This is a genomic window from Aquibium carbonis (genome assembly GCF_003970795.1).
GTDB lineage: Bacteria > Pseudomonadota > Alphaproteobacteria > Rhizobiales > Rhizobiaceae > Aquibium > Aquibium carbonis.
This window is the reverse complement of the sequence record NZ_RWKW01000040.1, coordinates 36,170-59,993: the sequence shown is the minus strand read 5'-3', so window position 1 is coordinate 59,993 and position 23,824 is coordinate 36,170. Positions and strand designations below refer to the sequence as shown.

21 protein-coding genes are annotated in these 23,824 nt (G+C 67.1%); 8 read left to right on the top strand and 13 right to left on the bottom strand.

Annotated features, from left to right (window positions below; translation table 11 throughout):
* Nucleotides 1-125: 125 nt before the first annotated feature.
* From puhE to bchF, 13 genes are read right to left on the bottom strand one after another with little or no spacing between them, the layout of a single operon-like run.
* Entirely contained in the window at nucleotides 126-953 is an 828-nt protein-coding gene (gene puhE, locus EJC49_RS11815) for a putative photosynthetic complex assembly protein PuhE (RefSeq protein ID WP_170314690.1), read from the bottom strand.
* 9 nt (nucleotides 954-962) lie between these two features.
* Entirely contained in the window at nucleotides 963-2,027 is a 1,065-nt protein-coding gene (acsF, locus tag EJC49_RS11810) for a magnesium-protoporphyrin IX monomethyl ester (oxidative) cyclase (protein WP_126700134.1), read from the bottom strand.
* On the bottom strand, nucleotides 2,024-2,326 hold the full coding sequence (locus EJC49_RS11805) for a hypothetical protein (RefSeq protein WP_126700133.1): 303 nt from the start codon (nucleotides 2,324-2,326) through the stop codon (nucleotides 2,024-2,026). Before EJC49_RS11805 ends, acsF begins: the two co-directional genes overlap by 4 nt.
* Nucleotides 2,323-2,772, bottom strand: a complete 450-nt coding sequence (puhC, locus tag EJC49_RS11800) for a photosynthetic complex assembly protein PuhC (protein WP_170314689.1) — start codon at nucleotides 2,770-2,772, stop codon at nucleotides 2,323-2,325. The genes EJC49_RS11805 and puhC overlap by 4 nt, the downstream gene beginning before the upstream one ends.
* A gap of 10 nt (nucleotides 2,773-2,782) precedes the next feature.
* Entirely contained in the window at nucleotides 2,783-3,472 is a 690-nt protein-coding gene (puhB, locus tag EJC49_RS11795; protein ID WP_126700131.1) for a photosynthetic complex putative assembly protein PuhB, read from the bottom strand.
* Nucleotides 3,469-4,251: a photosynthetic reaction center subunit H gene (gene puhA / locus EJC49_RS11790; protein WP_126700130.1), complete on the bottom strand. Its 783-nt coding sequence runs from the start codon at nucleotides 4,249-4,251 to the stop codon at nucleotides 3,469-3,471. The genes puhB and puhA overlap by 4 nt, the downstream gene beginning before the upstream one ends.
* 23 nt (nucleotides 4,252-4,274) lie before the next feature.
* The gene (locus tag EJC49_RS11785) at nucleotides 4,275-5,717 is read right to left on the bottom strand and encodes an MFS transporter (protein WP_126700129.1); all 1,443 of its coding nucleotides are present in this window, start codon (nucleotides 5,715-5,717) and stop codon (nucleotides 4,275-4,277) included.
* Complete coding sequence (bchM, locus tag EJC49_RS11780; RefSeq protein ID WP_126700128.1) at nucleotides 5,714-6,406, bottom strand: magnesium protoporphyrin IX methyltransferase; 693 nt, start codon at nucleotides 6,404-6,406, stop codon at nucleotides 5,714-5,716. The genes EJC49_RS11785 and bchM overlap by 4 nt, the downstream gene beginning before the upstream one ends.
* Nucleotides 6,406-7,314 carry a ferredoxin:protochlorophyllide reductase (ATP-dependent) iron-sulfur ATP-binding protein gene (gene bchL, locus EJC49_RS11775; RefSeq protein ID WP_126700127.1) on the bottom strand — a complete coding sequence of 303 codons (909 nt, stop codon included), beginning with the start codon at nucleotides 7,312-7,314 and terminating at the stop codon, nucleotides 6,406-6,408. Before bchL ends, bchM begins: the two co-directional genes overlap by 1 nt.
* A complete protein-coding gene (locus tag EJC49_RS11770; protein ID WP_126700126.1) occupies nucleotides 7,311-11,021 on the bottom strand; it encodes a magnesium chelatase subunit H in 3,711 nt (1,236 codons plus the stop codon). The genes bchL and EJC49_RS11770 overlap by 4 nt, the downstream gene beginning before the upstream one ends.
* Nucleotides 10,996-12,546 carry a ferredoxin:protochlorophyllide reductase (ATP-dependent) subunit B gene (gene bchB / locus EJC49_RS11765; protein WP_126700125.1) on the bottom strand — a complete coding sequence of 517 codons (1,551 nt, stop codon included), beginning with the start codon at nucleotides 12,544-12,546 and terminating at the stop codon, nucleotides 10,996-10,998. Before bchB ends, EJC49_RS11770 begins: the two co-directional genes overlap by 26 nt.
* Before the next feature lie 2 nt (nucleotides 12,547-12,548).
* Nucleotides 12,549-13,841: a ferredoxin:protochlorophyllide reductase (ATP-dependent) subunit N gene (locus tag EJC49_RS11760; protein ID WP_126700124.1), complete on the bottom strand. Its 1,293-nt coding sequence runs from the start codon at nucleotides 13,839-13,841 to the stop codon at nucleotides 12,549-12,551.
* Nucleotides 13,838-14,350, bottom strand: coding sequence for a 2-vinyl bacteriochlorophyllide hydratase (gene bchF, locus EJC49_RS11755; protein WP_126700123.1), 513 nt, complete (start codon nucleotides 14,348-14,350; stop codon nucleotides 13,838-13,840). Before bchF ends, EJC49_RS11760 begins: the two co-directional genes overlap by 4 nt.
* Before the next feature lie 292 nt (nucleotides 14,351-14,642).
* Here bchF and EJC49_RS11750 point away from each other — a divergent pair, with 292 nt between their 5' ends.
* The 8 genes from EJC49_RS11750 to EJC49_RS11715 all read left to right on the top strand — a co-directional run bounded on the left by EJC49_RS11750 (nucleotide 14,643) and on the right by EJC49_RS11715 (nucleotide 23,813).
* The gene (locus EJC49_RS11750) at nucleotides 14,643-15,677 is read left to right on the top strand and encodes a cobalamin B12-binding domain-containing protein (RefSeq protein WP_126700122.1); all 1,035 of its coding nucleotides are present in this window, start codon (nucleotides 14,643-14,645) and stop codon (nucleotides 15,675-15,677) included.
* The gene (gene ppsR, locus EJC49_RS11745; RefSeq protein ID WP_170314688.1) at nucleotides 15,658-17,034 is read left to right on the top strand and encodes a transcriptional regulator PpsR; all 1,377 of its coding nucleotides are present in this window, start codon (nucleotides 15,658-15,660) and stop codon (nucleotides 17,032-17,034) included. Before EJC49_RS11750 ends, ppsR begins: the two co-directional genes overlap by 20 nt.
* A 57-nt stretch (nucleotides 17,035-17,091) precedes the next feature.
* Nucleotides 17,092-17,997, top strand: a complete 906-nt coding sequence (chlG, locus tag EJC49_RS11740; RefSeq protein WP_126700120.1) for a chlorophyll synthase ChlG — start codon at nucleotides 17,092-17,094, stop codon at nucleotides 17,995-17,997.
* 5 nt (nucleotides 17,998-18,002) lie between these two features.
* A complete protein-coding gene (locus EJC49_RS11735; protein WP_126700119.1) occupies nucleotides 18,003-19,316 on the top strand; it encodes a BCD family MFS transporter in 1,314 nt (437 codons plus the stop codon).
* Complete coding sequence (locus EJC49_RS11730) at nucleotides 19,313-20,518, top strand: geranylgeranyl diphosphate reductase (RefSeq protein ID WP_126700118.1); 1,206 nt, start codon at nucleotides 19,313-19,315, stop codon at nucleotides 20,516-20,518. The genes EJC49_RS11735 and EJC49_RS11730 overlap by 4 nt, the downstream gene beginning before the upstream one ends.
* Before the next feature lie 18 nt (nucleotides 20,519-20,536).
* Entirely contained in the window at nucleotides 20,537-20,791 is a 255-nt protein-coding gene (locus EJC49_RS11725) for a hypothetical protein (RefSeq protein ID WP_126700117.1), read from the top strand.
* A 91-nt stretch (nucleotides 20,792-20,882) separates the two neighbouring features.
* Nucleotides 20,883-22,301, top strand: coding sequence for a phosphohexomutase domain-containing protein (locus tag EJC49_RS11720; protein ID WP_210211795.1), 1,419 nt, complete (start codon nucleotides 20,883-20,885; stop codon nucleotides 22,299-22,301).
* Between the two features lie 78 nt (nucleotides 22,302-22,379).
* Nucleotides 22,380-23,813 carry a mannose-1-phosphate guanylyltransferase/mannose-6-phosphate isomerase gene (locus EJC49_RS11715; protein ID WP_126700116.1) on the top strand — a complete coding sequence of 478 codons (1,434 nt, stop codon included), beginning with the start codon at nucleotides 22,380-22,382 and terminating at the stop codon, nucleotides 23,811-23,813.
* Nucleotides 23,814-23,824: the final 11 nt, after the last annotated feature.

The following is a 23,824-nucleotide window of genomic DNA, read 5'->3' as shown; positions in this document are numbered from 1 at the left end:
GCGGTAGCGTCCCTCGCCGCGCAGGCCATCGAGCTTCGTGGCGAAAAAGGCTTCGAAGTTCACGGGGTGGTCCTCCTTCATGCGCGGGCGCGGCACGGCCGTTCCCAGTCTCCGGTCGGGGCCGCTCATGCGACCGGCCTCGGTTGCTTGATCTTGACCGCCGACGTCATGCGGGCGGACTGCGGCGGCGGGGCCTTTTCGCGAGTGCCGAGACTCCAGTTCCACAACGCCGCAAAGGGCAGCGGCAACATCAGGAACCAGTGCTCGATGATCGCAAGAGCCATGATCGCCGTCAGGAACATCATGCTCGTGCGCTCGAAGTCCGATTCGGCCAGTGCGGCGCCAGCGCCCAAAAGGACACAGACGGCGGTCGAGACCGTTACCGACACTGGAAAAAGCAGGTTCATGTCAGCCTTGCGCATGAACCCCTTGAGGAACTCTAGATGGTCCGGAACGAAGTGCTCGTTGAGGTTGCGGACTCCCAGGAAGACGTTCAGTCTGGCGCTCTCATGCATCCACCACAAAATCAGGAACGTCCAGAGACCCGTCTTGTTCGGCGCATCCCAAGCAATCGCCGCAATTACCACCAGAAGGACGACGATCGCCAGTTCGTGCCAGATGTTCGCCTTCAACGCATGACCGAAATGCCGCCAGCCAGAACAGTCGTGGCGGCACCGCGGAACGTGCAGCCCCGTCACGAAGCCGAGGTAGAAGCTCGCCTCGATCCACGCCCACACCGCCAGCGCGCCGCAGAAGGCGAGATAAGCGTCACGTACTTCGGTGCCGCCGGCGCTCGACCACAACAGCCACAAACCGCCGATGGCGAGCACGCTGGCGCCCGCCATCGACCACTTGAAGGTTGCTCGGGGCAGCCCGTCGAGCCAGATCACCACGCCGGTGGAGAACCACCAGGCGAACAGTGCAAACAGGGCGGGCGCCGCGTAGCTGGCCACGATCGCCTCCTACCAGACCGGCTGCATGCGGCTGGTGTCAGGCAGTTCGTTTTCGATCGTGGGGATGGTGTACAGCGAGACGAAGGTGGCAGCGGCGCGCAGACCGCAAAACCCTCGCTTCAGTCTGGCGCCGATGCCGTTGCCCTCGATTGTCGCGGCCGTCTCGTTGATCACGCGAAGCTTTTCCAGGCCCTTGCGGAAGCGCGGGTGGTCGATGTCGACCACAAGCGGGAAGACCTGTCTCGTAATCTCGTTCGTCAGCCGGAAGACCTTGTAGTCATACTCGGTCGGATCCATGTCCAGCGCCTTGTGGAACTCAGGCCGGGCATGGTCGCGGACATACATGGTCGCGTAGACGGCGAGCACGAAGAACCGCACCCACAACCGGTTCATGCCCCTTAGATAGTCCGGGTTGGCACGCATCAGGAGCGCGAAGGCCTCGCCGTGCCGAAACTCGTCGTTGCACCACTTCTCGAACCATTTGAAGATCGGGTGGAACCGCTTCTCCGGGTGCCGCTCCAACTGGCGATAGATGTTGATGTAGCGAGCATAGCCGATCTTTTCGGAGAGATAGGTGGCGTAGAAGATGAATTTCGGCCGGAAATACGTGTATTTCTTGGCCTTCGTCAGGAATCCGAGATTGACGCCGATGCCGAATTCCTTGAGCGAGTCATTGATGAACCCTGCGTGGCGGGCCTCGTCGCGACTCATGTAGGAGAACAGCCGCACCATCTCGGGGTTCGTGCCGCGCTTTTTCATCTCCTTGTAGAGCACGCAGCCCGAAAACTCTGCGGTCAGCGACGAGACGAGGAAATCCACGAACTCGTTGCGCAGGCCTTCCGGCAGCGCCTCGAAGTCGATCTTGTCCCATTCTTCGTTGCGCTTGAAGTGACCCTTGTTTGGATCGTCCTCCATTTCCTGAAGGAGGGCATCCCACTCGGCCCGCACCGCCGAGACATCCATCTTGTCGAGCGCCGCGAAGTCTGTGGTGTAGAAGCGTGGCGACAGCAGCGTGGACTCGGCGGCCATACCGTTCGTATCGGCAGCCTTGAGCGAGAGTTTCTCGATGGTCATGGCTTCCTCCCTGACGAGAACGAAAACTCGAGCAGTTCCATGAACTCGAAGTCGCCGGTCATCCGTACCCAAAGGCGTTCCGGAGCGGCGGCCTTCGTCACCGTCGCCCTACGGCGCAGCGTCAGACGCTCGCCGTAGGGCACGACGATCTCGCCGCCCTGAACATGCACCTCGTCACCGGGTTCCACGTCAACGCCTTCCAGTTCGACATGAGCATGTAGGCTCTCCCAGGTATTCTCGATCTCGATGATACAGGGGACGTCCAACCTTTCCCTGCCCAGTCCCAGTTGTTCGATCATAGCGGTTCCCTCCTCTGATCGATGAAGGCCCCGAACGCGGCTGCGTTGTCGTGGCCAAAGGCGAACAGGGATATGGTCCTGTCCGTATCGGGGTCGCGCAGCGTCAGGCGTCCATCTGCGAAGCGCGACAATTCGAAAGGGGTCTCGTCACCAAAACCGTTTCGCTTGCGGGCAGCGGCCAGACCGCGCACCGTTGCACGCACGAAACCGCCCTCACCAATGCCGAGACTCGCGACAGTGTCGCCGCTGGCAGCGTCCTTCACCAACACGATACCGCCCTGCTTGTCCTCGAAGCGCAGCTTCACCGCCGCCTCGGGCGGACCAGCCGGTGCCGGCAACTGCGCCTTTGGAGCGAAAGCGGCGAACAGGATGGCAAGGCAGGCGAGCATGCCGCAGGCGATGGCCGGGCGGCGGAGCGGGTCGGGTTGGCGGGCGGCGTGGCTCATGGAATTCTCCTCAGGCTGGCAAGCCGATCGGGCCATGTCCGGCTGGCCGGCCCGTGACGTCGGCGGATGCGGGGCGAGGTGCGCGGCGAGCAGCGGGCGCGGTTGTCGAGCTTCCGCTTGCGGACAGCGCTTCCGCAAGCAGCGGAGCAAGCTTGTCCGCATCGGCGAGTGCCCGCAACATCGGCTGCGGATGGTTGAAAGCGAATGGCTTCGTGCTCGGCCAGAGAGCCAGCCAGGCAATGCGGTTCGGCTTGGCGACAGACAATACGACGCTTCCGGTACCGAGCGGCGAACGAACGAGAGACGCCGATTCGATCAGCGGCAGTGGAATGTTCAATGTTATCGGCAGAGCAACGCCGGAGCGGATGAGAAGGCGCTTCGATGTCAGCGAATAAATCGTGGTTCGTGCATAGACTTTCGCAAGACCGGCCAGGACGGCAAGCGCGCAGAGCGCCAGCAATCCGGTCCACCCGACCACAGCGGCGATGTCGCTGGCGACGCCGCCATCGGCCCACGCGGAACCAGCCTGCCATAGAGCGACGATCAGGAAATAGATCGCAACGCCGCGTAATCGGAAGGCGGATAACGCGAAAGCGGGCCATGTGGGCGCGCCCTGCCACAAAAGCCGCTCGCCCTGCGGCAGGGGGGCGGGCAGCCCCGGCTGGGGCTCGAAGGAGAAGTCGTCGTGGTCCTCGGTCACAGCAGCGGCTCCGAACGGTCACCGGTGGCGTAGAGATGGCCGCCAGTGAAATAGGCACAGATGCGGTCCTCCTCGAGGAAGGTCACCGAGTCCCGCGAACGTGTGCGCGGCGCATTGGCGAACTGGCCAGCCAGCAATGATTTCACCTGCACGCTGCGTCCGGACAGATCGGTTCCCACGATCCGCGCCAGCGTCATGGGAACGAGCACGTTGCCGAGTCCGGGCTGGTCGATGTCGACTTCGAGGTAACGGATCGCGTGCTCGGCATGATCGACCCAGATATCGGTCACGGTGCCGGCCACCTTACGATCAGCGGCAATGACCCTCATGCCGCGCGGATCCGGATCACCGGGCGCGACGCCGTAATGCGCATCGACACGCGTCGGCACGATCTTGTTGCGACCATCCCAGGTCTGGTCCGGAATGTCGCGACGCTCGGCCCAGGCAGCCGGTCCCACGCCGTCGACCAGCGGATCGCCGGTGGGAACCAGGGGAGCACCTGGCCATGCCCCGGCCCGAACCGCCGCGATGGGACGCTGGTCGCGCTTCAGGTTGGGGACGGACACCGAGGTTCCGTCACGCAAAAGGAAGGTCTTGGGCTCCGGCAGAAGTAGGAAGCCGCGATCCTTGACCGTTCCGGTCGGATCGGACTCCAGCGGGTAGCCTTCGCGCCGGTCCTCTCTGCGCAGCCAGAAGACAAGGCCGAAGAAGAACACCCAGAAGACGTAGAGCGCCACCTGAGCGGCGTCGATGTAGCTGGTGAACTCGTTGGGATACATGCTCTTTCTCCCCTTTGCCGGCCTCAGCCGGGAAATGCCGCTAGTCCGAAAGTGTCGCCGTCTCGCCGCCTGACCTCGGGCCCGGCATAGCGAGCCAGCGGACCGACGGCGACGAGCGCCGCAAAAAGCAACGCAATTTCAATGTGATATACCACCCCGTATCCTGCGCCGGGACTTGCGAAGACCGATCCCAACGTTCCGTTTGCCGCCAGGGCCGCGACGATGTCCCGCACGGCGCCGCCTACTGCAATCGCCAAGCCCGCGGCGGTCGCCTGCGCCGCGCCCCAGGCACCGAGCGCGATGCCGCTGCCCGTGATCCGGCCGAGGTTCATGGCCGCGGTCAAAAGGCCGACCGTGTAGAGCCCTGCGCCGAAGCCGATCAGCGCCGTTCCGCTGCGGAACAGAACGACGGACTGGAGCGGTGCGGAGATGATGACGAGCGTGAAAGCACCAATTCCGACAAGCGCCCCGAAGCCCGATAGGCGGAAAGGATTGAAGCCCCGGTCGAGCACCCGCGCCGCAAGGAAAAGCCCCAGGATCGTGCCTCCTGCAAGCAGCGCGGTCAGTAAAGTCGTCTGCCCGACGCCAAGCCCCAGCACCTCCCCGCCATAGGGCTCGAGCAGTACGTCCTGCATGGCGAAACCGGCCGAGCCAAGCGCGACAGCGACCAGAAGACGCCTCGCGCCGGGAGCCTTCGCGAAGCCCGCCCAAGCGTCGGCAAAGGACTGGCGGACGCGCTCATGCGCGGTCAGGCGAGGGTCTCTGCCTTCCTGTTTCCAGAGCGCGACGAGATTGAGAACCATCGTCACCGCGGCGGCTCCCTGGACCACTTGGATGAGAAGGACATGGCCGAAATCGGCGAGCAGCAGGGACAATGCGACAGCGGACACGAACATTCCCAGCAACAACACGAGGTAGAGCAGAGCGACGATCCGCGGCCGGCTGTCTTCTGGCGCGAGGTCGCAGGCAAGCGCCAGCCCGGCGGTCTGGACTGTGTGCATGCCCGCGCCGACGAGCAGGAAGGCCAGCGCAGCGCCGATTTCACCGGCATAGGGCACGGTCGCCTCGCCGCCGCCGGACAAAACGAGGAGCGCAAACGGCATGATGGCGAAGCCGCCGAATTGCAGCAGCGTGCCCAGCCAGATGAAGGGGACGCGCCGCCAGCCTAGATAGGAGCGGTAGGTATCGGATCGATGACCGATCAGGGCGCGTGCGGGAGCGACGAGGATCGGTAGGGCTACCATGATGGCGACGACTGTAGCCGGTACGCCAAGTTCGACGATCATCACGCGATTGAGCGTTCCAGTCAGAAGCACCATCGCCAGACCGACGGAGACCTGGAACAGCGACAGACGCAGGAGCCGCGGCAGCGGCAGGCCCTCGGTAGCGGCATCGGCGAACGGCAGGAAACGGCTTCCAAGCCGCACCCAGGCCGAGGACATCGCGATGCCGGAACTCTTCGTCATGACCGGACGATCTCCAGTGCCTGCGAGGTGTAGAAGCCGTGGCCGATGCGGGCCGTGCGGCCGACCTGCCAACCCGGCATTCCGTCGATGCGGGCCGCGATGGCTTCAGGACGAACGGGTTCGATCGCCGGGGAACGGTCTCCACGGGGAAACAGCCGGCCCAGTGCGTGCATGGCCGCAAGCGCGGGTGTTCGCGGCGCGAAGGTGAAGACGATGCTGCGCTCGGTGCGGGCGGCGAGGCGCACGAGCGCTTCGGCGGCATCGGCGAGCGTATAGTGGATCAGCGAGTCCATCGCCACGATCGCGTCGAAACGACCAAGCTTGTCGGACAGCATGTCGCCGGAAAGGAAGTGGATGCGCCCCGTTCCGAGGTCAGCGGGCACGGTGTCGGCGGCGAAAGCGACCATCTCGGGCGAGAGGTCGATGGCCGTGACCTCGGCGCCGCGCCGCGCGAGTTCCACCGAGAACATGCCGGCGCCGCAACCGGCGTCGAGCACGCGCCAGCCGGACAGGTCGAGCGGCAGCATCGCCAGCATCGCGGCGCGCATGCGCCCCCTGCCCTCTCGGACGGAGGCCCGGATACGGCCAAGCGGCGCTTCCGTGGCCAGCCGCTTCCACGCATCCACGGCGGTGCGGTCGAAATAGGTGCGGATCTTGTCCCGCCTCTCGATGTAGGCCGCGCCATCCATCAGTCGTACCCCAGGAAATCGAAGATTTCGCGATCAGGCATCGGGTTGGCGTCGAGTTCATCCGACCCGGCCCACAGCATCTCGGCGAGTTGCATGTATTCCTGCTGCACCATCAGGACTTCGGGTGTCGGGTCCATTTCGAACAGGGTCCGCTTCTTCAGCCGGCTCAGCCGAACGGCATCGAGATCGCGGATATGGGCAATCCGCTTCAGGCCGATCGCTTCATTGAAACGGTCGATCTGGTCGGTCTCGCGCGAGCGGTTGGCGATAACCCCGCCGAGGCGAACCTGGTAGTTCTTCGACTTCGCCTTGATGGCCGCCACGATGCGGTTCATGGCAAAGATCGAATCGAAGTCGTTGGCGGCGACGATCAGGGCCCGCTCGGCGTGTTGCAGCGGCGATGCGAAGCCACCGCAGACCACATCGCCAAGCACGTCGAAGATCACCACGTCTGTGTCTTCCAGCAGGTGGTGCTCCTTGAGCAGCTTGACCGTCTGGCCGACGACATAGCCCCCGCAGCCGGTGCCGGCCGGCGGACCACCCGCCTCCACGCAGCGCACCCCGTTGTAGCCTTCGAAGACGAAGTCCTCGGCGCGCAGCTCCTCGGTGTGGAAATCGACCTGCGCAAGGATGTCGATAACGGTCGGGATCAGCGACTTGGTGAGCGTGAAGGTCGAGTCGTGCTTGGGATCGCAGCCGATCTGCAAGACCCGCTTGCCGAGCTTGGAAAAAGCGACCGACAGGTTGGACGAGGTCGTCGACTTGCCGATGCCGCCCTTGCCGTAGATGGCAAACACCTTGGCAGTGCCGATCTCCAGCGTCGGGTCCAGCTGGACCTGCACGCTGCCTTCGCCATCCTCGCGAGCGGCGGCGGCCTTCAGGTCCCTTGGGTGTGTAAATACGTTCATGCTGCAGCCTCCACGCCCACGCCTTCGACGCGGTCTTCGAGTTCGTCCCCGGCTGCCCGCAGCGCATCGAGCGTCGCGGCATCAGGTGTCCAGTAGGCACGGTCGGTCGCCTCGAGCAGGCGGCCGGCGAGTTTGGAGGCGGCCCGCGGGTTGAGATCGGCCATGCGCCGACGCATCTTGTCGTCGAGCACGAAGGTCTCGGCCATGTTCTGGTAGACCCAAGGCGCCACCTGGCCGGTCGTGGCGGACCAGCCGAAGGTGTTGGTCACATGCGCCTCAATCTGGCGCACGCCTTCATAGCCATGGGCGAGCAGGCCCTCGTACCATTTCGGGTTTAGCGTGCGGGTCCGGGTTTCGAGCGCAACCTGTTCGGACAGCGTGCGCACCTTGCCCTGGCCGCGCGTCTGGTCGCCGACGTAAACCGGCACCTCGTCGCCAGAGGCTCGGCGGACGGCGCGGCTAATGCCGCCGAGCGTGTCAAAGTAGTGATCGATGGTGGTGATTCCGAGTTCCACCGACTCCAGGTTCTGGTAGGCGGCGTCGACGTTCTTAAGGATCGCGCCCATCAGTTCGGGCTGCTTCACCGGCTTTCCGTCGCGTCCGTAGGCGAAGCACTTGCGGCGCGTGTAGGCCTCCGCCAGTTCATCCTCGTTGTCCCAGCAGCCCGACTCCACCATCATGTTGACGTTGGAGCCGTAGGCGCCGGCCGCGTTCGAGAAGACGCGCAGCGAGGCTTCCTCGATCGTGCAGCCCTTTTCGGCGACGTAAGCTAGCGCGTGCTTGCGAACGAAGTTGCGGTCCGCCGGCTCGTCGGCTTCCGCCGCAAGCAGGCTTGCCTCGGCCAGCAGCTTCGTCTGCAGGGGCATCAGGTCACGGAAGATGCCCGAGAGCGTCATCATGACGTCGATGCGCGGCCGCATCAGTTCCGAAAGCGGGACGAGATCTGCGCCAGCAAGCCGGCCATAGCTGTCGAAGCGCGGCTTGGCACCGAGCAGCGCCAGCGCCTGGCCGATCGGCGCGCCCTCGGTCTTCATTGTATCAGTACCCCAGAGTACCAGCGCAACGCATTCAGGCAGGACACCCTTGTCCTTGACATGCCGTTCGACCAGTCGCGCTGCCTGGAGTGCGCCATCGGCCAACGCGAACGCTGATGGCAGACGGAAGGGATCGAAGCCATGCAGGTTCCGCCCGGTCGGCAGGATTTGCGGTGAGCGGATGAGGTCGCCGCCGGAGACGGGGCGGATGTAGCGCCCGTTGAGTGCCGCGATCAGCGCCGGAAGTTCGTGGTCGCGCGACAGCTGCTCGGCCATCTCGGCCAGCATCGGCGCGGCCGTGCGCAAGCGCTCGTCGCCTGCGAGCTTCAACGCCTCAAGCGCCAGTATGGGAGCTTCGCCCGCCGCGAGGCGCTGCGCGAGGTCACGCGGCAGATCGACACCGTGCGCAACCTCGGCCACCGCCTGCAGCAGATCGGCGCGCTCCGCGGTGCTCGCGGCCTCGCCGACGACATGCAGGCCGTGCGGGATCAGCGTCGCTTCCAGCTCCGCTACGGCGTCGACCAGCGTCGGAACGTCGGGCCGGCCATCGCGCAGCAGCGGCGTCTCGAGGTCCAGCGCGCCGGCCTGGGCCGCGATGATCTCCTCGAGCAAGGTGCGTTCATGCGCGTCGGAGGGCGGTAGGCCGCGCCACCGGTCGAGCGAGGCCTTCAGGTCGACGAGGCCCTTGTAGAGGCCCGCGGCGGCGACCGGCGGGGTGAGGTAGCTGATCAGCGTCGCGTTGCCGCGTCGCTTGGCGATCGCCCCCTCGGACGGGTTGTTGGCGGCATAGAGGTAAAGGTTCGGCAGGTCGCCGATCAGCCGGTCGGGCCAGCATTCGCGCGACAGCCCGACCTGCTTGCCCGGCATGAACTCGAGCGCCCCGTGCGTGCCGTAGTGCAGCACCGCGTCCGCGCCGAAATCGTCACGCAGCCAGCGATAGAAGGCGGCGAAGGCGTGCGTGGGCGCAAAGCTCTTCTCGAAAAGCAGGCGCATGGGATCGCCTTCGTAGCCAAAGCCCGGCTGGATGCCGACGAAGACGTTGCCGAAGCGCTCGCCGAGAACCAGGATCGAGGACCCGTCGGTCTGGTGGCGACCGGGCGCGGCGCCCCACTGCGCCTCGATCTCGGCGAGATGCGTCTCGCGCTGCACATGGCGCTCTGCGGGGATGCGGGCCGCGACGTTGGCCTCCTGGCCGTAGCGCGCCGCATTCCCTTCGAGGATCCGCGCCCGGAGCGCGTCCACATCCGCGGGAAGATCGACCGAATACCCGGCTGTCTTCATGGCGCCGAGCGTGTTCCACAGCGAGCGGAAGACCGACAGATAGGCCGCCGTGCCGGTTGCGCCGCCATTGGGCGGGAAGTTGAAGAGCACGACGGCGACCTTGCGCTCGGCGCGCGCGGTGCGACGCAGGCGAACCAGCTTCTCCACACGGGAAGCCAGCATGGCCGCCCGCTCGGGCTCGCCCGCCATGTCGCGGCGCGAGCCGCTCCGGTCGGCGCCGCTGGCGGCGGTGCGGCCGCCAAACAGCATCGGTCCCGTCGCGCCGTCGATCTCGGGCAGCGCCACCATCATCGTCGTCTCGACGGGCGTGAGACCCTGGTCGCCGGCGCGCCATTCCTCCAGCGTCTGGAATTCGACCGCGAAGGCGGAGAGATAGGGCACGTCGAGGCGCGCGAGCATTTCCTCGGCCGCGCGGCTGTCATTGTAGGCCGGACCGCCGACCAGCGAGAAACCGGTGAGCGACACGACGGCGTCCACCGTCGCGCGCCCGTCGGCCATGAAGAAGTTTTCCACCGCCGGCGTGGCGTCCAGACCCGCGGCGAAGGCCGGCACCACCTTCAGCCCCTTGGCCTCCAGCGCCCCGATCACGAGGTCGTAATGCGCGGTGTTTCCAGCCAGCACGTAGGACCGCATGATGAGCAGGCCGACGGTGCCGGCCGCGCCGTTGCCGGGCATGTCGCGCAGCGTTTCGCCGATACGGTTCTTCAGCCGCGGATGATAGAGCCCCGCGTCGGGATATTCGAGCGGCGGGCGAACCGACACGGCCTTTCGCAGCGCCAGGCGCGGGCCGGCGGCATAGCGCGAGACCAGGTGGCGCACGAGGTTCGCGACGTTCTCGTCCGAGCCGGCGAGCATGTATTGCAAGGTCAGGAAGTAGGCGCGCACGTCCTGCGCCTTGCCGGGAATGAAGCGCAGCAGGCGCGGAATCTGCCGCAGCATCTTCATCTGCTGCTTGCCGCCGCCCGGCTGCCCGGGCTTGCCGGCACCGCGCAGCCGCTTCAGCAGCCCGAGCGCCCCGCCCGGCGCCGACGACATCGAGAACCCACCCAGCCTGGTCGTGCGAACGATCTCTCCGGCGGAGAGACAGCCAACCATGCAGTCGCAGGCGTCGCGCCGCGCTTCCAGCCAGGGCTGGACCTTGCGGATGTGGTCTTCGAGGAAGATCATGTTGGCGACGACGATGTCGGCGCTCTCCACATCCCGACGGCAACGCTCCTCGGCGGCCGGATCGGAGCCCCATTCGGCGACCGAATGCAGCGTCAGGCGCAATCCAGGCAATTCCGGCCGGAGCGTCATGGCCGCGCGCTCGACGGCGCTTGCCATGTGGCTGTCGAGCGTCACGATCGAAATCGTGATCGGGGTCGCATCAGCGGCTGTAGTGGGCCTTGGCATCGTACAATGTCTCTATTGTGATGGTGTGCAGTCCACGTTCGGCGGCAAAGCGCTCGGTGTTCCTCCGTGCCTTTCCACGCACGAAGAACGGAATTTTCCTCAGTTCCTTTTCGGCATCCCCACTCCAGGCCACGGGGCGGTCCAGAACGACGAGGGTGGATTCGTCCGGCGCCACGCCAGCCGGAGCTGTCGAGTGGCCAAGATGCGACGGCGCAACCGTGTCGTTGAATTCGAAATCGTCGCGAAACATCCCAAGCAGATGCTCCTCGAGGCCCATCATCAGCGGATGGACCCAGCTGTCGAACAGCACGTTCGCGCCCTCGTGCCCCATCTGCGGCGAGTAGCGGGCGGGAAAGTCCTGCACGTGGACGGGCGCGGAGATGACGGCGCAGGGAATGCGCAGCCGCTTGGCGACGTGCCGCTCCATCTGCGTGCCCAGGATGAGTTCGGGTTGGGCGGCGATGATGGCGTCCTCGACCGCGAGATGATCGTCGCTGATCAGCGGTTCGACACCGTGATGCGCCGCAGCCGCCCGTACGTCACGAGCAAACTCCCGGCTGTAGGTTCCAAGCCCGCAGACGACGAAGCCGAGTTCGTCGGCGGCGATCCGGGCGGCGGCAACGGCATGGGTCGCGTCGCCAAAGATGAAGACGCGCTTGCCGGTAAGGTAGGTCGAATCGATCGAGCGCGAGTACCAGGGCATGCGCAGGTTGGTCGGCGCAGCGGCCGGGGGCGGGACGCCTGCCAGTTCCGCGACGGCGGTGAGAAACTCCGCGGTCGCACCCACGCCGATGGGCGGGATCGAGACGAAAGGCTGGCCATGATTGCGCTTCAGCCAGTCCGCCGCCGTGCTGGCGATCTCGGGGTAGAGCACGACATTGAAATCCGCCTCGGGCAGACGCGCGAGATCGGAGGGGCTGGCGCCGAGCGGCGCGACGAGATTGACGGCGACGCCCAGTCCCTCGACCAGCTTGCGGACCTCGACGATGTCGTCGCGATGACGAAAACCCAGCGAAGTCGGGCCGAGCAGGTTGCAGCTCCGCTCGCCAGCGGGGCGCATGGAGCGGACGGTCTTCGGCTGCGCGGCGGCGGCGAACGTCCTGACGAGACGATAGAAGGTCTCGGCAGCGCCCCAGTTCTCCTTCTTGGAATAGGAAGGAAGCTCGAGCGGAATGACGGGGATCGGAAGCGCGAGCGCGGCGGCGAGCCCGGCCGGATCGTCCTGGATCAGTTCCGCCGTGCACGACGCCCCGACGATGATGGCTTCCGGCTGGAACCGCTCGACCGCGTCGCGACAGGCGATCTTGAAGATCTCGGCCGTATCGGCGCCGAGATCCTGGGCCTTGAAGGTCGTGTAGGTGACCGGCGGGCGCGTGTCGCGCCGTTCGATCATCGTGAACAGCAGATCGGCATAGGTGTCGCCCTGAGGGGCATGCAGCACGTAGTGGAGGCCCCGCATCGATGCGGCGATCCGCATGGCTCCCACGTGGGGCGGTCCTTCATAGGTCCAGACGGTGAGCTGCATGGTCAGGCCCCCAACTTCAGCGCGGCGCGCCGCGCGAGAGGGCGAACGAACAGTTCGGCGAGATCGCCGGCCTGCTCGTAGCCCTGCACCGGCGTGAAGACGAGTTCGATCGACCACTTGGTGGCGATGCCTTCCGCTTCGAGCGGATTGGCAAGGCCCATGCCGCAGACGGCGAGGTCGGGCCGCGCCGCGCGGCAGCGGTCGAGCTGGCGGTCGACATCCTGCCCCTCGGAAAACGGAATGCCGGGCGAAAGCAGCGCCAGTTCGCCCGCCAGGTGCTGGCGGTGGAGGTAGGGCGAGCCGATTTCGACGATCTCCGCACCTGCTTCGCGCGACAGGAAGCGCGCGATCGACGGCTCGAGCTGCGAATCGGGGAACAGGAAGACGCGACGCCCTTCGAGCTCGGCGCGGTGACGGGCGACCGCCTCGCGCGCCCGGCGCCGGCCGGCCTTGGTGATGGCATCGAAGCGCCCGGGCTCGACGCCGAACGCGGCGGCCGCGGCACCGAGCCATGCGGTGGTTCCCTCCTCCCCAAGCGGAAACGGGGCAGAAAGCACGGTCGCGCCCCGCGCTTCGAGCGCACGGGCAGCTTCGCCGAGATAGGGCTGAGCCAGGAGGACGCGTGTGCCCGGACCAATGGGCGGAAGGCCCGTCGACGCGCGCGACGGAAGAAAGGACACCGGACCGATGCCCAAGGCGTCGAAGATGCGACGGAACTGATCTTCCACCACGTCCGGCAAGGCCCCGGCGACCATGAGCGAGGGCCCGGCACTGGCATCGGTCGCCGGCAGTTCGCGCGCCAGGGAGGCCAGGAAGTTGTCTTCGCCCTGGGTGAAGGTCGTCTCGATGCCGCTTCCAGAGAAGTGCATCACCCGGGTTGCGGGCGCGTGCAGGCGGGCCAGGCGCTCGGCGGCCTTTCCCAGATCGAGCTTGATGACTTCGGACGGGCAGGAACCGACGAGCACCAGCATGCGGATCTCGGGCCGACGGGCCAGCAGGCGGGCCACGACACGGTCGAGTTCCTCGTGCAGGTCGGCCATGCCGGCGAGGTCTCGCTCCTCGATGATGGCGGTGCCGAAACGCGGCTCGGCAAAGATCATGACGCCGGCGGCCGACTGCATGAGGTGCGCGCAGGTGCGCGACCCGACGATCAGGAAGAAGGCGTCCTGGACCTTGCGATGCAGCCAGATGATGGAGGTGAGACCGCAGAAGACCTCGTGCTGGCCACGCTGCCGCAGCGGGGCGACCGGCGAATGGTCCGCGGGGGCGGTGCGGGGCGGCGTGATCGCGTTCATCGGCCAGGCTCCGGCAGGGGGGACTGGCCGCGGGCGGCGTCGAGCCGGGCGGCGCGCAGCTTCACGAGAAACTGGGCGGCGTTGATGACGTAGGTCGCGTAGGCGGCGAGCGCGAGGATCATGAGGCCCGCCGGATCGAGCGCACCCCGATAGAGGGCGACCAGATAGGCGGTGTGAAGCGCCAGGACGAGCATCGAGAAAACGTCTTCCCAGAAGAACGCCGGTGCGAAGAGCCAGCGGTCGAAGACGACCTTCTCCCAGATCGAGCCGGTGATCATGATGGTGTAGAGAACGAGGGTCTTGACGACGATCGACGCGTTCGCAGCCGCGAGCCCCTCGCCCGTGACCAGCCAGCGCAGGATGAGCCCCAGGCTGACGATGAAGACGATGAACTGGAGCGGTGCGAGAAGGCCCTGGATCAGCGTCCACACGGACCGGTCGCGGCGCAGCCTCTGCTCGGGCGTGTAAAGCGGCCGACGATCGGAACGGTTTGGACGAGCCTCACTCATTGCCTTGCGCGACCGCCTCCCTTGTTCTGTTTGCTTCTGCAGTCGAGGCAACATTAATCCCGCCTCAACCAGAGTGTCAACCTAGATTGACGTCTATCCGTTTTTACGTTGTCATTTTTCGTGGACAGATTCCGCTGGACAAGCTGCGGGAAGCGAGTATCGTCAAACGAAGAAAAAGGATTCAGCGCGAAGACCACGCAACGTGCCCTTTCGGCGCTCGCAAGCCGTTGCGACGCAGCCGACGGACGGATGTGCGCGACCTTTTCGCTGGCGAACGGAGGGATCGCCAGTCATGAATTTACGCAGCATGTCGAATGGTTCCGGCGCTGGCGCGATGTCCCGCGCGCGCAGCGACCATGCGAACAGGAGCGACCAGGCGAGCACCAACAGGAACGAGCACGGCAGCAGCTGGCCGGCCGGAAGCTGGCGGGTGAACGCGCCATCGCAGGCCAAGTCCGAGGAGCTGACCACGACGGTGTGCTGCGACGTGCTGCCCCGGCTCGTGGGACGCAATGCGTCGCGGTCGTCGGCACGGCAGGAGCGCGACGAACAGAAGTTGCAGGTCGACGAGTTCACGCGGCTGCTGCTGGCGGAAGCGGACCAGCGGTGCGAGAGCATGCTGAGAACCTATGTCGAAGTGACGGGCGACCCGCAGGCAGCCGCCGAGGCGCTGCTGGCGCCCGCTGCCCGGCTCGTGGGAGAATACTGGCGGATGGACATCTGCGATTTCATGCAGGTCACCGTGGTCATGACGCGGATCCAGCGGTTGTTCTGGCGGATCGCGACGGAAAACCCGCCGGCCGGACCCGTCCGCGCCGGCCGGGCGGCGCTGCTGGCGCCGGCGCCCGGCGAACAGCATGCTTTCGGCCTGAGCGTGGTGGAGGACGCCTTCCGGCGCGATGGATGGCACGTGGACTGCTGCGGCAGCGGCGACGGAACCGACTTCCTCCGTCTTGCCGAGAGCAGCCATTACGCACTGATCGGCCTGTCGCTTTCGAGCACCGGCTTTCTGCCCGATCTGGCCCGGGTCATCCGCAGGCTTCGCGCAAGCATGCGCAACAAATCGGCCAGCATTGTTGTCGGCGGGGCAATATTCGTGGATAAGCCGGAATTGGCCAATGAGGTGGGGGCCGATTCCCTAGCGCTGAGCGCTCGGGACGCGGTCGTCAAAGCCGCAGCGGCAACTGACGGCGGGACAGGGCATGGCCCGGTGTCCGTCACCGAACGAAACTGGAACGCGAAAGCCTCAGATGGACAAGCTGGTCTCACGAGAAGTGTGCCGCTCGTTTGGAGACAACCGCCGCTTCTTGGCGGAACTGGACGCTGAGGCGGTCTCGAAGATCGTCACGGCCGGCGCGGACATCGCGCTCGTCCTGTCGCCAGACGGTGACATTCTCGACATTGCATACCGCGACGCAGAGCTGAAGGCCTGGGGTCTCGAGGATTGGGTCGGCCGAAGCTGGCACGAGACCGTAACGATGGAGAGCCGCGAGAAGCTGCGCGACCTGCTGTCGGACGCGTCGAGCATGACGATGACGCGCTCGCGCCAGGTCAACCATCCCGGCGACGGCACGCGCGACCTGCCCGTGTCCTACCGCGTCGCCTCGCTGGCCGCCAGCGGCAAGCGGCTCGCGCTGGGGGCTGACGGTCGCGCCATGGCCGACATGCAGCAACGGCTGCTGCGGGCCCAGTTCGAGATGGAACGCGACTATCGCCGCGTCCGCGACATCGAGGCGCGCTACCGCATCATCTTCCACCTCGCCTACGAGCCCCTGCTCGTGGTCGATTCCCTGTCGCTGAAGGTTCTCGACGCCAACGAGGGCGCCGCGCGGCTGTTTGCCAAGCCCGCCAAGAAGCTGGCCGGCGGATCGGTGGCCGCCGCCTTCGCCAAGGGCGAGCAGCAGCAGGTCGCCGAAGCGCTGGCCGCCATCGCCGCGCGTGGGCGCGAGGACGTCATCACCGCCCGGATCGCCACGCTCGACGAGCCGCTGTCGATCCGCGTCACGCCGTTCCGCGAGTTCGGCCGCACCAACCTCCTGGTCTGCTTCCTGGCCGACCGCGACCTCGGCGGCGGCGTCTCCACGGTCTCGTCCATGCTGTCGATGGTCGAGAGCCTGCCGGACGGGTTGGTCGTCGTCGACGCGGACGGCCGCATCCTCGAGGCCAACATGGCCTTCCTCGACATGATCCGCGTGGTCGGCTTCGACCGCATCGAGGGCAAGAGCGTCGACACCTGGGTCGGCGGCTCGGGCGTCGACCTGCAGGTGCTGATGGCGAACCTGCGCGAGCACGGAACCGTGCGGCGCTTCTCCACCATCATCCGCGACGATCTCGGCGGCAGCGAGACGGTCGAGCTGTCCGCCGCGCGCATCAACGGCGCGGGCGGACCGCGCTACGGGCTGTCGGTGCGCGAGAGCCAGCGCTCGGATGCGGGGCTGTCGCCGCTCGGCACCGTCAACGGCCAGTCGGCCAGCCACCTGACCGAGCTCGTCGGCCGCGTGCCGCTGAAGGATCTCGTGCGCGATACCGCCGACATCATCGAGAAGCTCTGCATCGAGGCGGCGCTGAAGCTCACCGACAACAATCGCGCCTCGGCGGCCGACATGCTCGGCCTGTCGCGCCAGAGCCTCTACATCAAGCTGCGCCGCTACGGCATCTCCGACAGCGAAGAAGAGACGAATTGACACCAGCGAGTGTCAATTCAGATTGACGTTCGGAGGCCGGCGGCCTAGTCTGCCCGCATGGCTTCCTCGATCACCACCACGCCGGGACTGCATCGAACGCCGACGCTGCTCGCGACGGTCGAACTCCTCAAGCCGATCACCTGGTTCGCGCCCATGTGGGCCTTCGGCTGCGGCCTCGTGTCGGTCGGCGTCGACGGTCTCGACCGCTGGCCCTACATCATCGGCGGCGTACTGCTGGCCGGCCCGCTCGTCTGCGGCACGAGCCAGGCGGTCAACGACTGGTACGACCGCGACGTCGACGCCATCAACGAGCCGAACCGCGTCATCCCGTCGGGCCGCATGCCCGGACGCTGGGGGCTCGGCGTCGCGATCGCCGGCACCGTGCTGTCGCTCGTCGTCGGCGCGCTACTGGGAGCGGTCGTCTTCGCCGCGACGATCGTCGGCCTCGTGCTCGCCTGGGCCTACAGCGCCCCGCCCTTCAGGCTGAAGCGCAACGGCTGGATGGGCAACGCGGCCGTCGGGCTCTGCTACGAAGGATTGCCCTGGTTCACCGCCGCCGCCGCCGTCATCGGCGGCATGCCGTCCGCCGCCGTCATCACGATGGCGCTCCTCTACAGCATCGGCGCGCACGGGATCATGACCCTCAACGACTTCAAGTCGGTCGGTGGCGACCGCCTGTCCGGCGTCGACAGCCTACCGGTTCTGCTCGGCGAAGCGCGCGCGGCGCGGGTGGCATGCCTGGTCATGGCCGCGCCGCAGGTCGTCGTGATCGCGCTGCTCGTCCACTGGGGCTTCGCCTGGCACGCCGGCGCCGTCGCGCTGCTGCTCGTCGCCCAGTTCGCCTGCATGACCCGGCTGCTCGCCGACCCCAAGCGCCATGCCTCGTGGTACAACGCGACCGGCACGACGTTCTATGTTCTCGGCATGCTGGCGGCCGCGCTCGCCCTCTCGGCGGCGGGGTAGACGCCATGCGCGAGACACTGGGCTGGGGAGGCATCGTCAGGCTCGGTCTCGTCCAGGTGGCGCTGGGCGCCATCGTTGTGCTCACCACGTCGACGCTCAACCGCGTGATGGTGGTCGAGCTTGCGCTCGCCGCGACGATTCCCGGCGCGCTGGTGGGCCTCCACTACGCCGTCCAAATCCTGCGGCCCGTCTGGGGGCATCGCTCGGATCGCGGTCGCCGCCGCACGCCCTGGATCCTGGGCGGCATCGCCACGCTCGGTCTCGGAGCCGTGCTGGCGTCGATTGCCGTGGCGCTCGTCGCACAGAGCTTCGCGGCCGGACTTGCGCTCTCGGTGCTGGCTTTTCTTCTGATCGGCGTCGGCGTCGGAGCGGCGGGAACATCGCTTCTGGCGCTCCTCGCCACCTCCGTTCCGTCAGGGCGGCGCCCGGCCGCCGCCACCATCGTCTGGCTGATGATGATCGCCGGGATGGCCGTGACCGCGATCCTGGCCGGGAGCCAGCTCGACCCCTATTCGGCCGAACGCCTCATCGCCGTCACCTCGGGCGTCGCGATCCTGGCGCTCACGCTGGCCGCAGCCGCGCTCTGGCGCGTGGAAAACAGCCTCGTCGCGCTCGCCGCCACCGTCGATGCCACGGCGCCCGTGCCGTTTCGCGTCAGCCTCGCGGACGCCTGGGCCGACCCGCAGGCGCGAATCTTCACCCTTTTCGTGTTCGTGTCCATGCTGGCCTATTCGGCGCAGGACCTCATCCTAGAGCCCTTCGCCGGCCTCGTCTTCGGCATGTCGCCGGGCGAGACGACCAAGCTCTCGGGCCTCCAGCATGGCGGCGTCTTTGCCGGAATGGTGCTGACGGGAGCGGCCGGCACACTTTTGTCCCGCCGCTTTCCCGGGGTGCTGCGCAGCTTCACCATCGTGGGCTGCGTCGGCTCGGCCCTGATGATCTCCGGTCTGGTCTTCGCCGCCTCGGCGCCGCTCGACTGGCCGCTGGTCCCGAACGTGGTCGCGCTTGGATTTGCCAATGGCGTCTTCGCGGTTGCGGCGATCGGATCGATGATGGCGCTGGCGGGCGCCGCCGGGCCGCGGCGCACGGGCATGCGGATGGGACTTTGGGGCGCGGCCCAGGCCATTGCGTTCGGTCTCGGCGGGTTTGTCGGAACCGTCGCGGTGGATCTCGCCCGGCTCGCCACCGAAAATGTCGCCCTCGCCTACGCGACCGTGTTTGTGCTGGAGGCCGCAGCCTTCCTCGCCGCCGCCCTGCTGGCCGCGCGCGTCGCCGCCGCCCGTCCCGTCCACCAACCCGAAATGGTGCCCGCGCAATGATTTCCGAAGCCAGACCCTACGACTTCGAAGCCATCGTGGTCGGCGGCGGCCCCTCCGGGGCGACGGCGGCGGCCGACCTCGCCTCCTCCGGCCGCCGCGTCCTGCTGATCGACCGCGCCGACAGGATCAAGCCCTGCGGCGGTGCGATTCCGCCAAGATTGCTGGCCGACTTCGACGTGCCCGACAGCCTGCTCACCGCGCGCATCTCGGCGGCCGACATCGTCGCGCCGTCGGGCAGGCGCGTCGACATGCGGGTTCAGGGCGGCTATGTCGGCATGGTCGACCGCGATCTGTTCGATCCATGGCTGAGGGAGCGCGCGGTCGGAGAAGGCGCGGAACTCGCCATCGGCCGCGTCATCGACGTGGTGCGCGATCCCGCGGGTGGCGCGGTCGTGAGGATGCGGCCCGCCGGCAGCGAACGGAGCGTGACCTATCGCACACGGCTCCTGATCGGTGCGGACGGCGCCAATTCGCTCGTGCGCCGGGAGGCATTCGGACCCGATCGTCGGCCGCCATACGTCTTTGCCTATCACGAGATCGTCCGTTCGCCGGGGGCCGGCACCGCCGATTTCGATCCGGCCGTCTGCCAGGTTCACTACGACGCCCGCGTGTCGCCCGACTTCTACGGATGGGTCTTCCCGCATGGCGACGCCACCAGCATCGGGGTCGGATCGGCGGTGAAGGGCTTCGACCTCAAGGCCGCGACGCGCACGCTGCGCCGCTCGTGCGGGCTGGAAGATGCGGAGACCATTCGCCGGGAGGGAGCACCCTTGCCGCTCAAGCCCATGTCGCGCTGGGACGACGGCCACAGTGTGCTTCTGGCGGGCGATGCGGCGGGCATCGTCGCGCCGGCCTCGGGCGAAGGCATCTGGTACGCCATGACGTCGGGCAGGCTTGCGGCGGAAGCCGGAGAATCGTTTCTGGCGACGGGGGACGCGCGCGCGCTGGCCCAGGCAAGGCGCCGGTTCATGGCCGACCATGGCCGCATCTTCATGGTGCTCGGCTTCATGCAATCCTTCTGGTACCGAAGCGACAAGCGCCGCGAACGCTTCGTGGCGATCTGCAGCGATCCCGACGTTCAGCGCCTCACATGGTCGTCCTACCTGGACAAGCGGATCCAGCACCGCGACCCGTTGGCCCATGTTCGCGTCTTCTTCAAGGATGTCGGCCAGATGGTGCGGCTCGCCGTCCAGAGAACCTGACGACGGAAGAACCACCGCATGCTGACGGAGCTCGTCGAAAGCGGCGCCATCGCCCTGATCGCCATCGCGATCATCGCCGTGGAAATGACCGTCGTCTGGTTCAAGCGCATGCCCGGGCGCCTGGCCTTTGCCGCCAACGGCCTCGCGGGCATTCTCATCCTCTCCGCCCTCGGCCTTGCGCTCGCCGACGCGCCGGCCCTTGCGGTCGCCGCCGCTTTGGGCTTGTCCTTTGGCGCGCATGTCGTCTATCTCGCAACAGCGCGCCGGCCCTAAACCGTGTCGCCCTCGACGTGCCGTGCCCTTGCACGGACCGGCGGATCAAGTTTCGAGGCGCGGCCGATACCACCGACGGAACCGGGACCGCATGGTTTCGGCATGGGAGGGCGACCTGGCTCCAAAATTCGGTACGAGCGGCCTGCGCGGCCTCGTCGTTGAACTGACCCCGGAATTAGTCGCTGCCTACACGGAGGCCTTTCTCGCTGTGTGCCCGATCGGTTCGGGTCTCTTCGTCGGCCGCGACCTCCGCCCCTCCTCGCCCCGGATCGCGGACGACGTGATGGCATCGGCCAGGCGTGCCGGCCTCGACGTGCGTGACTGCGGTGAACTGCCGACCCCGGCCCTGGCGCTGGCGGCGATGTCGGCGGGTGCCGCCGCCATCATGGTGACGGGCAGCCACATCCCGGCCGACCGCAACGGCCTGAAGTTCTACCTGCCGACCGGCGAGATTTCCAAACGGGAGGAAGAAGCGATCGCCGCGGCCTACGAGGCCGGACGACGGCCGCCAACAGCGCTTGCCCGAACCATACGCCCCTGCGCCGAAGCAGGCCGGGACTATGTCGCGCGCTATGTCACGGCGTTCGGCCCGGACGCTCTGGCTGGGCTGCGCCTCGGCATCTACCAGCATTCCTCCGTTGCCCGCGACGCCATGAAGGCGGTTTGCGCGGCGCTCGGCGCGTCGACGCTGGCGCTCGCACGCGCGGACCATTTCATTCCGGTCGACACCGAGGCCGTCGATGCCGCGACGCGCGAGATGCTTGCGGGCTGGTGCGCGGCCGAAGGCCTCGACGCCATCCTGTCCACCGACGGCGACGCCGACCGCCCGATGCTGACGGACGCGACGGGGCGGGTCGTGCCCGGCGACGTGCTTGGCGTGCTGACGGCGCGGACGCTTGGCGCGGAAGCGGTCTGCACGCCGGTGTCGTCGAACTCGATGGTCAGTTCGATGCCGAACTTCACCACCGTTCGACTGACCCGCATCGGCTCGCCCTACGTGATCGCCGAGATGGAGGCACTGCTCGCAGCGGATCCGTCCATCCGCGTCGTCGGCTTCGAGGCCAATGGCGGCTTTCTGCTCGGTTTCCCCGCGAAGGCGGCGGCCGGCGAACTGGCGCCGCTGATGACGCGCGATTCGCTTTTGCCGATGCTGGCGCCGCTGGCCGACGCGAAGGCGGCGGGCGTGACGCTGGCCGAGCTCGTCGCCGACCTGCCGGCCCGCTTCACCGCGACGGACAGATTGACCGAAACCCCGACGCACGCAGCGCTTCGCTTGCTCGACCGGCTGTCGGATCCCGCTGCCCGCGCCGCCTTTTTCGAGGCTGCCGGCGAGGAAACCTCGCTCGACCGCACGGACGGGCTGCGGGTGCGGTTTGGAAATGGCGCGATCGTGCATCTTCGCCCATCCGGCAATGCGCCGGAGTTCCGCGTCTACGCCGAAGCCGGCTCCCCTCGGGAGGCCGAACATCTGCTGAGCACCTTCATGGACAGGGTTCGCCGCGCGCTGTGAGGGGCCGTCACCGTCGTTGCGGCGGTGCGGCAAATCTGGTTTCTATCCGATGCACATTCGCGGGACCTTGCAGACGACATGATTTACCCGACAATCCTGTGTGGCGGCTCTGGCACACGGCTGTGGCCGCTGTCGCGCAAGAGCTATCCCAAGCAGTTCGTTCCGCTGGTCGGCGAGGAGACGCTGTTCCAGGCGTCCGCCGGCAGGCTCGTCGGCGACGGCTATGCCGCGCCGGTGGTCCTGACCAATTCGGATTTCCGCTTCATCGTCACCGAACAGCTTGCCGGGGCCGGTCTCGACCCCCTCGCCGTGATCATCGAGCCCCAGGGACGCAACACCGCCCCCGCCGTCCTGGCGGCCGCGCTGTTCGTGCAGGAACGGGATCCCGACGGCATCCTTCTCGTGTCGCCCTCCGACCATGTCATTCCCGATGCAACCGGCTTCCGCGCCGCGGTCGTGCGAGGCCTCTCCGCCGTCGCACGGGGCCAGATCGTCACCTTCGGCATCCAGCCCACCCGGCCGGAAACCGGGTACGGCTATCTCGAACTCGCCGAACGGCCGGACGAGAGCGGCAATCCCGTCGCCCTGTCGCGGTTCGTGGAGAAGCCCGACGCCGAGCGCGCCGCCTCCATGCTTGCCGCCGGCAACTATCTCTGGAATGCCGGCATCTTCCTGTTTTCCGCCGCCGACATGATCGCAGCTTTCGAACTCCACGCGCCGGACGTGCTCGCCGCCGTGCGCGCCGCGCTCGACGAGGCTCGGGTCGATCTCGGCTTCCTGCGCCTTGCACCCGAGCCCTGGGCCGACGCCCGCGACATCTCGATCGACTACGCCGTCATGGAACGGGCGACCAACCTCGCCGTCGTCCCCTATGATGGCGCCTGGTCGGACCTCGGCGGCTGGGACGCCGTGTGGAGCGAGGCCGCGCGCGACGAGGCGGGCGTCGCCGCGTCCGGCGCCGTCACGGCGATCGACTGCCGCTCCAGCCTGCTCCGGTCCGAAAGCGAGGGCGTGGAACTGGTTGGGATCGGCCTCAGCAACGTGATCGCCGTTGCGATGAACGACGCCGTGCTCGTCGCCGACATGAGCCGCGCCCAGGACGTCAAGCTGGCCGTCGAGGCGCTTCGGGCAAAGAAGGCGGCGCAGGCGACGCAGTTGCCGAAGGACCACAGGCCATGGGGCTGGTTCGAGTCGCTCGCCGTCGGCGACCGGTTCCAGGTCAAGCGCATCCACGTCCATCCCGGCGCGGCGCTGAGCCTGCAGAGCCATCACCATCGCTCGGAACACTGGATCGTCGTCCAGGGCACCGCGAAGGTGACGATCGGCGGAGAACAGCAACTCCTGGCCGAGAACCAGTCGGTCTACATCCCGCTCGGCGCCGTCCACCGGATGGAGAACCCCGGCAAGGTGCCGATGGTGCTGGTCGAGGTTCAGACCGGCAGCTATCTCGGGGAAGACGACATCGTCCGCTACGACGACATCTATGCGCGGGGGCAAGGCGCGAAGGGCTGAGCTGTCCCGGT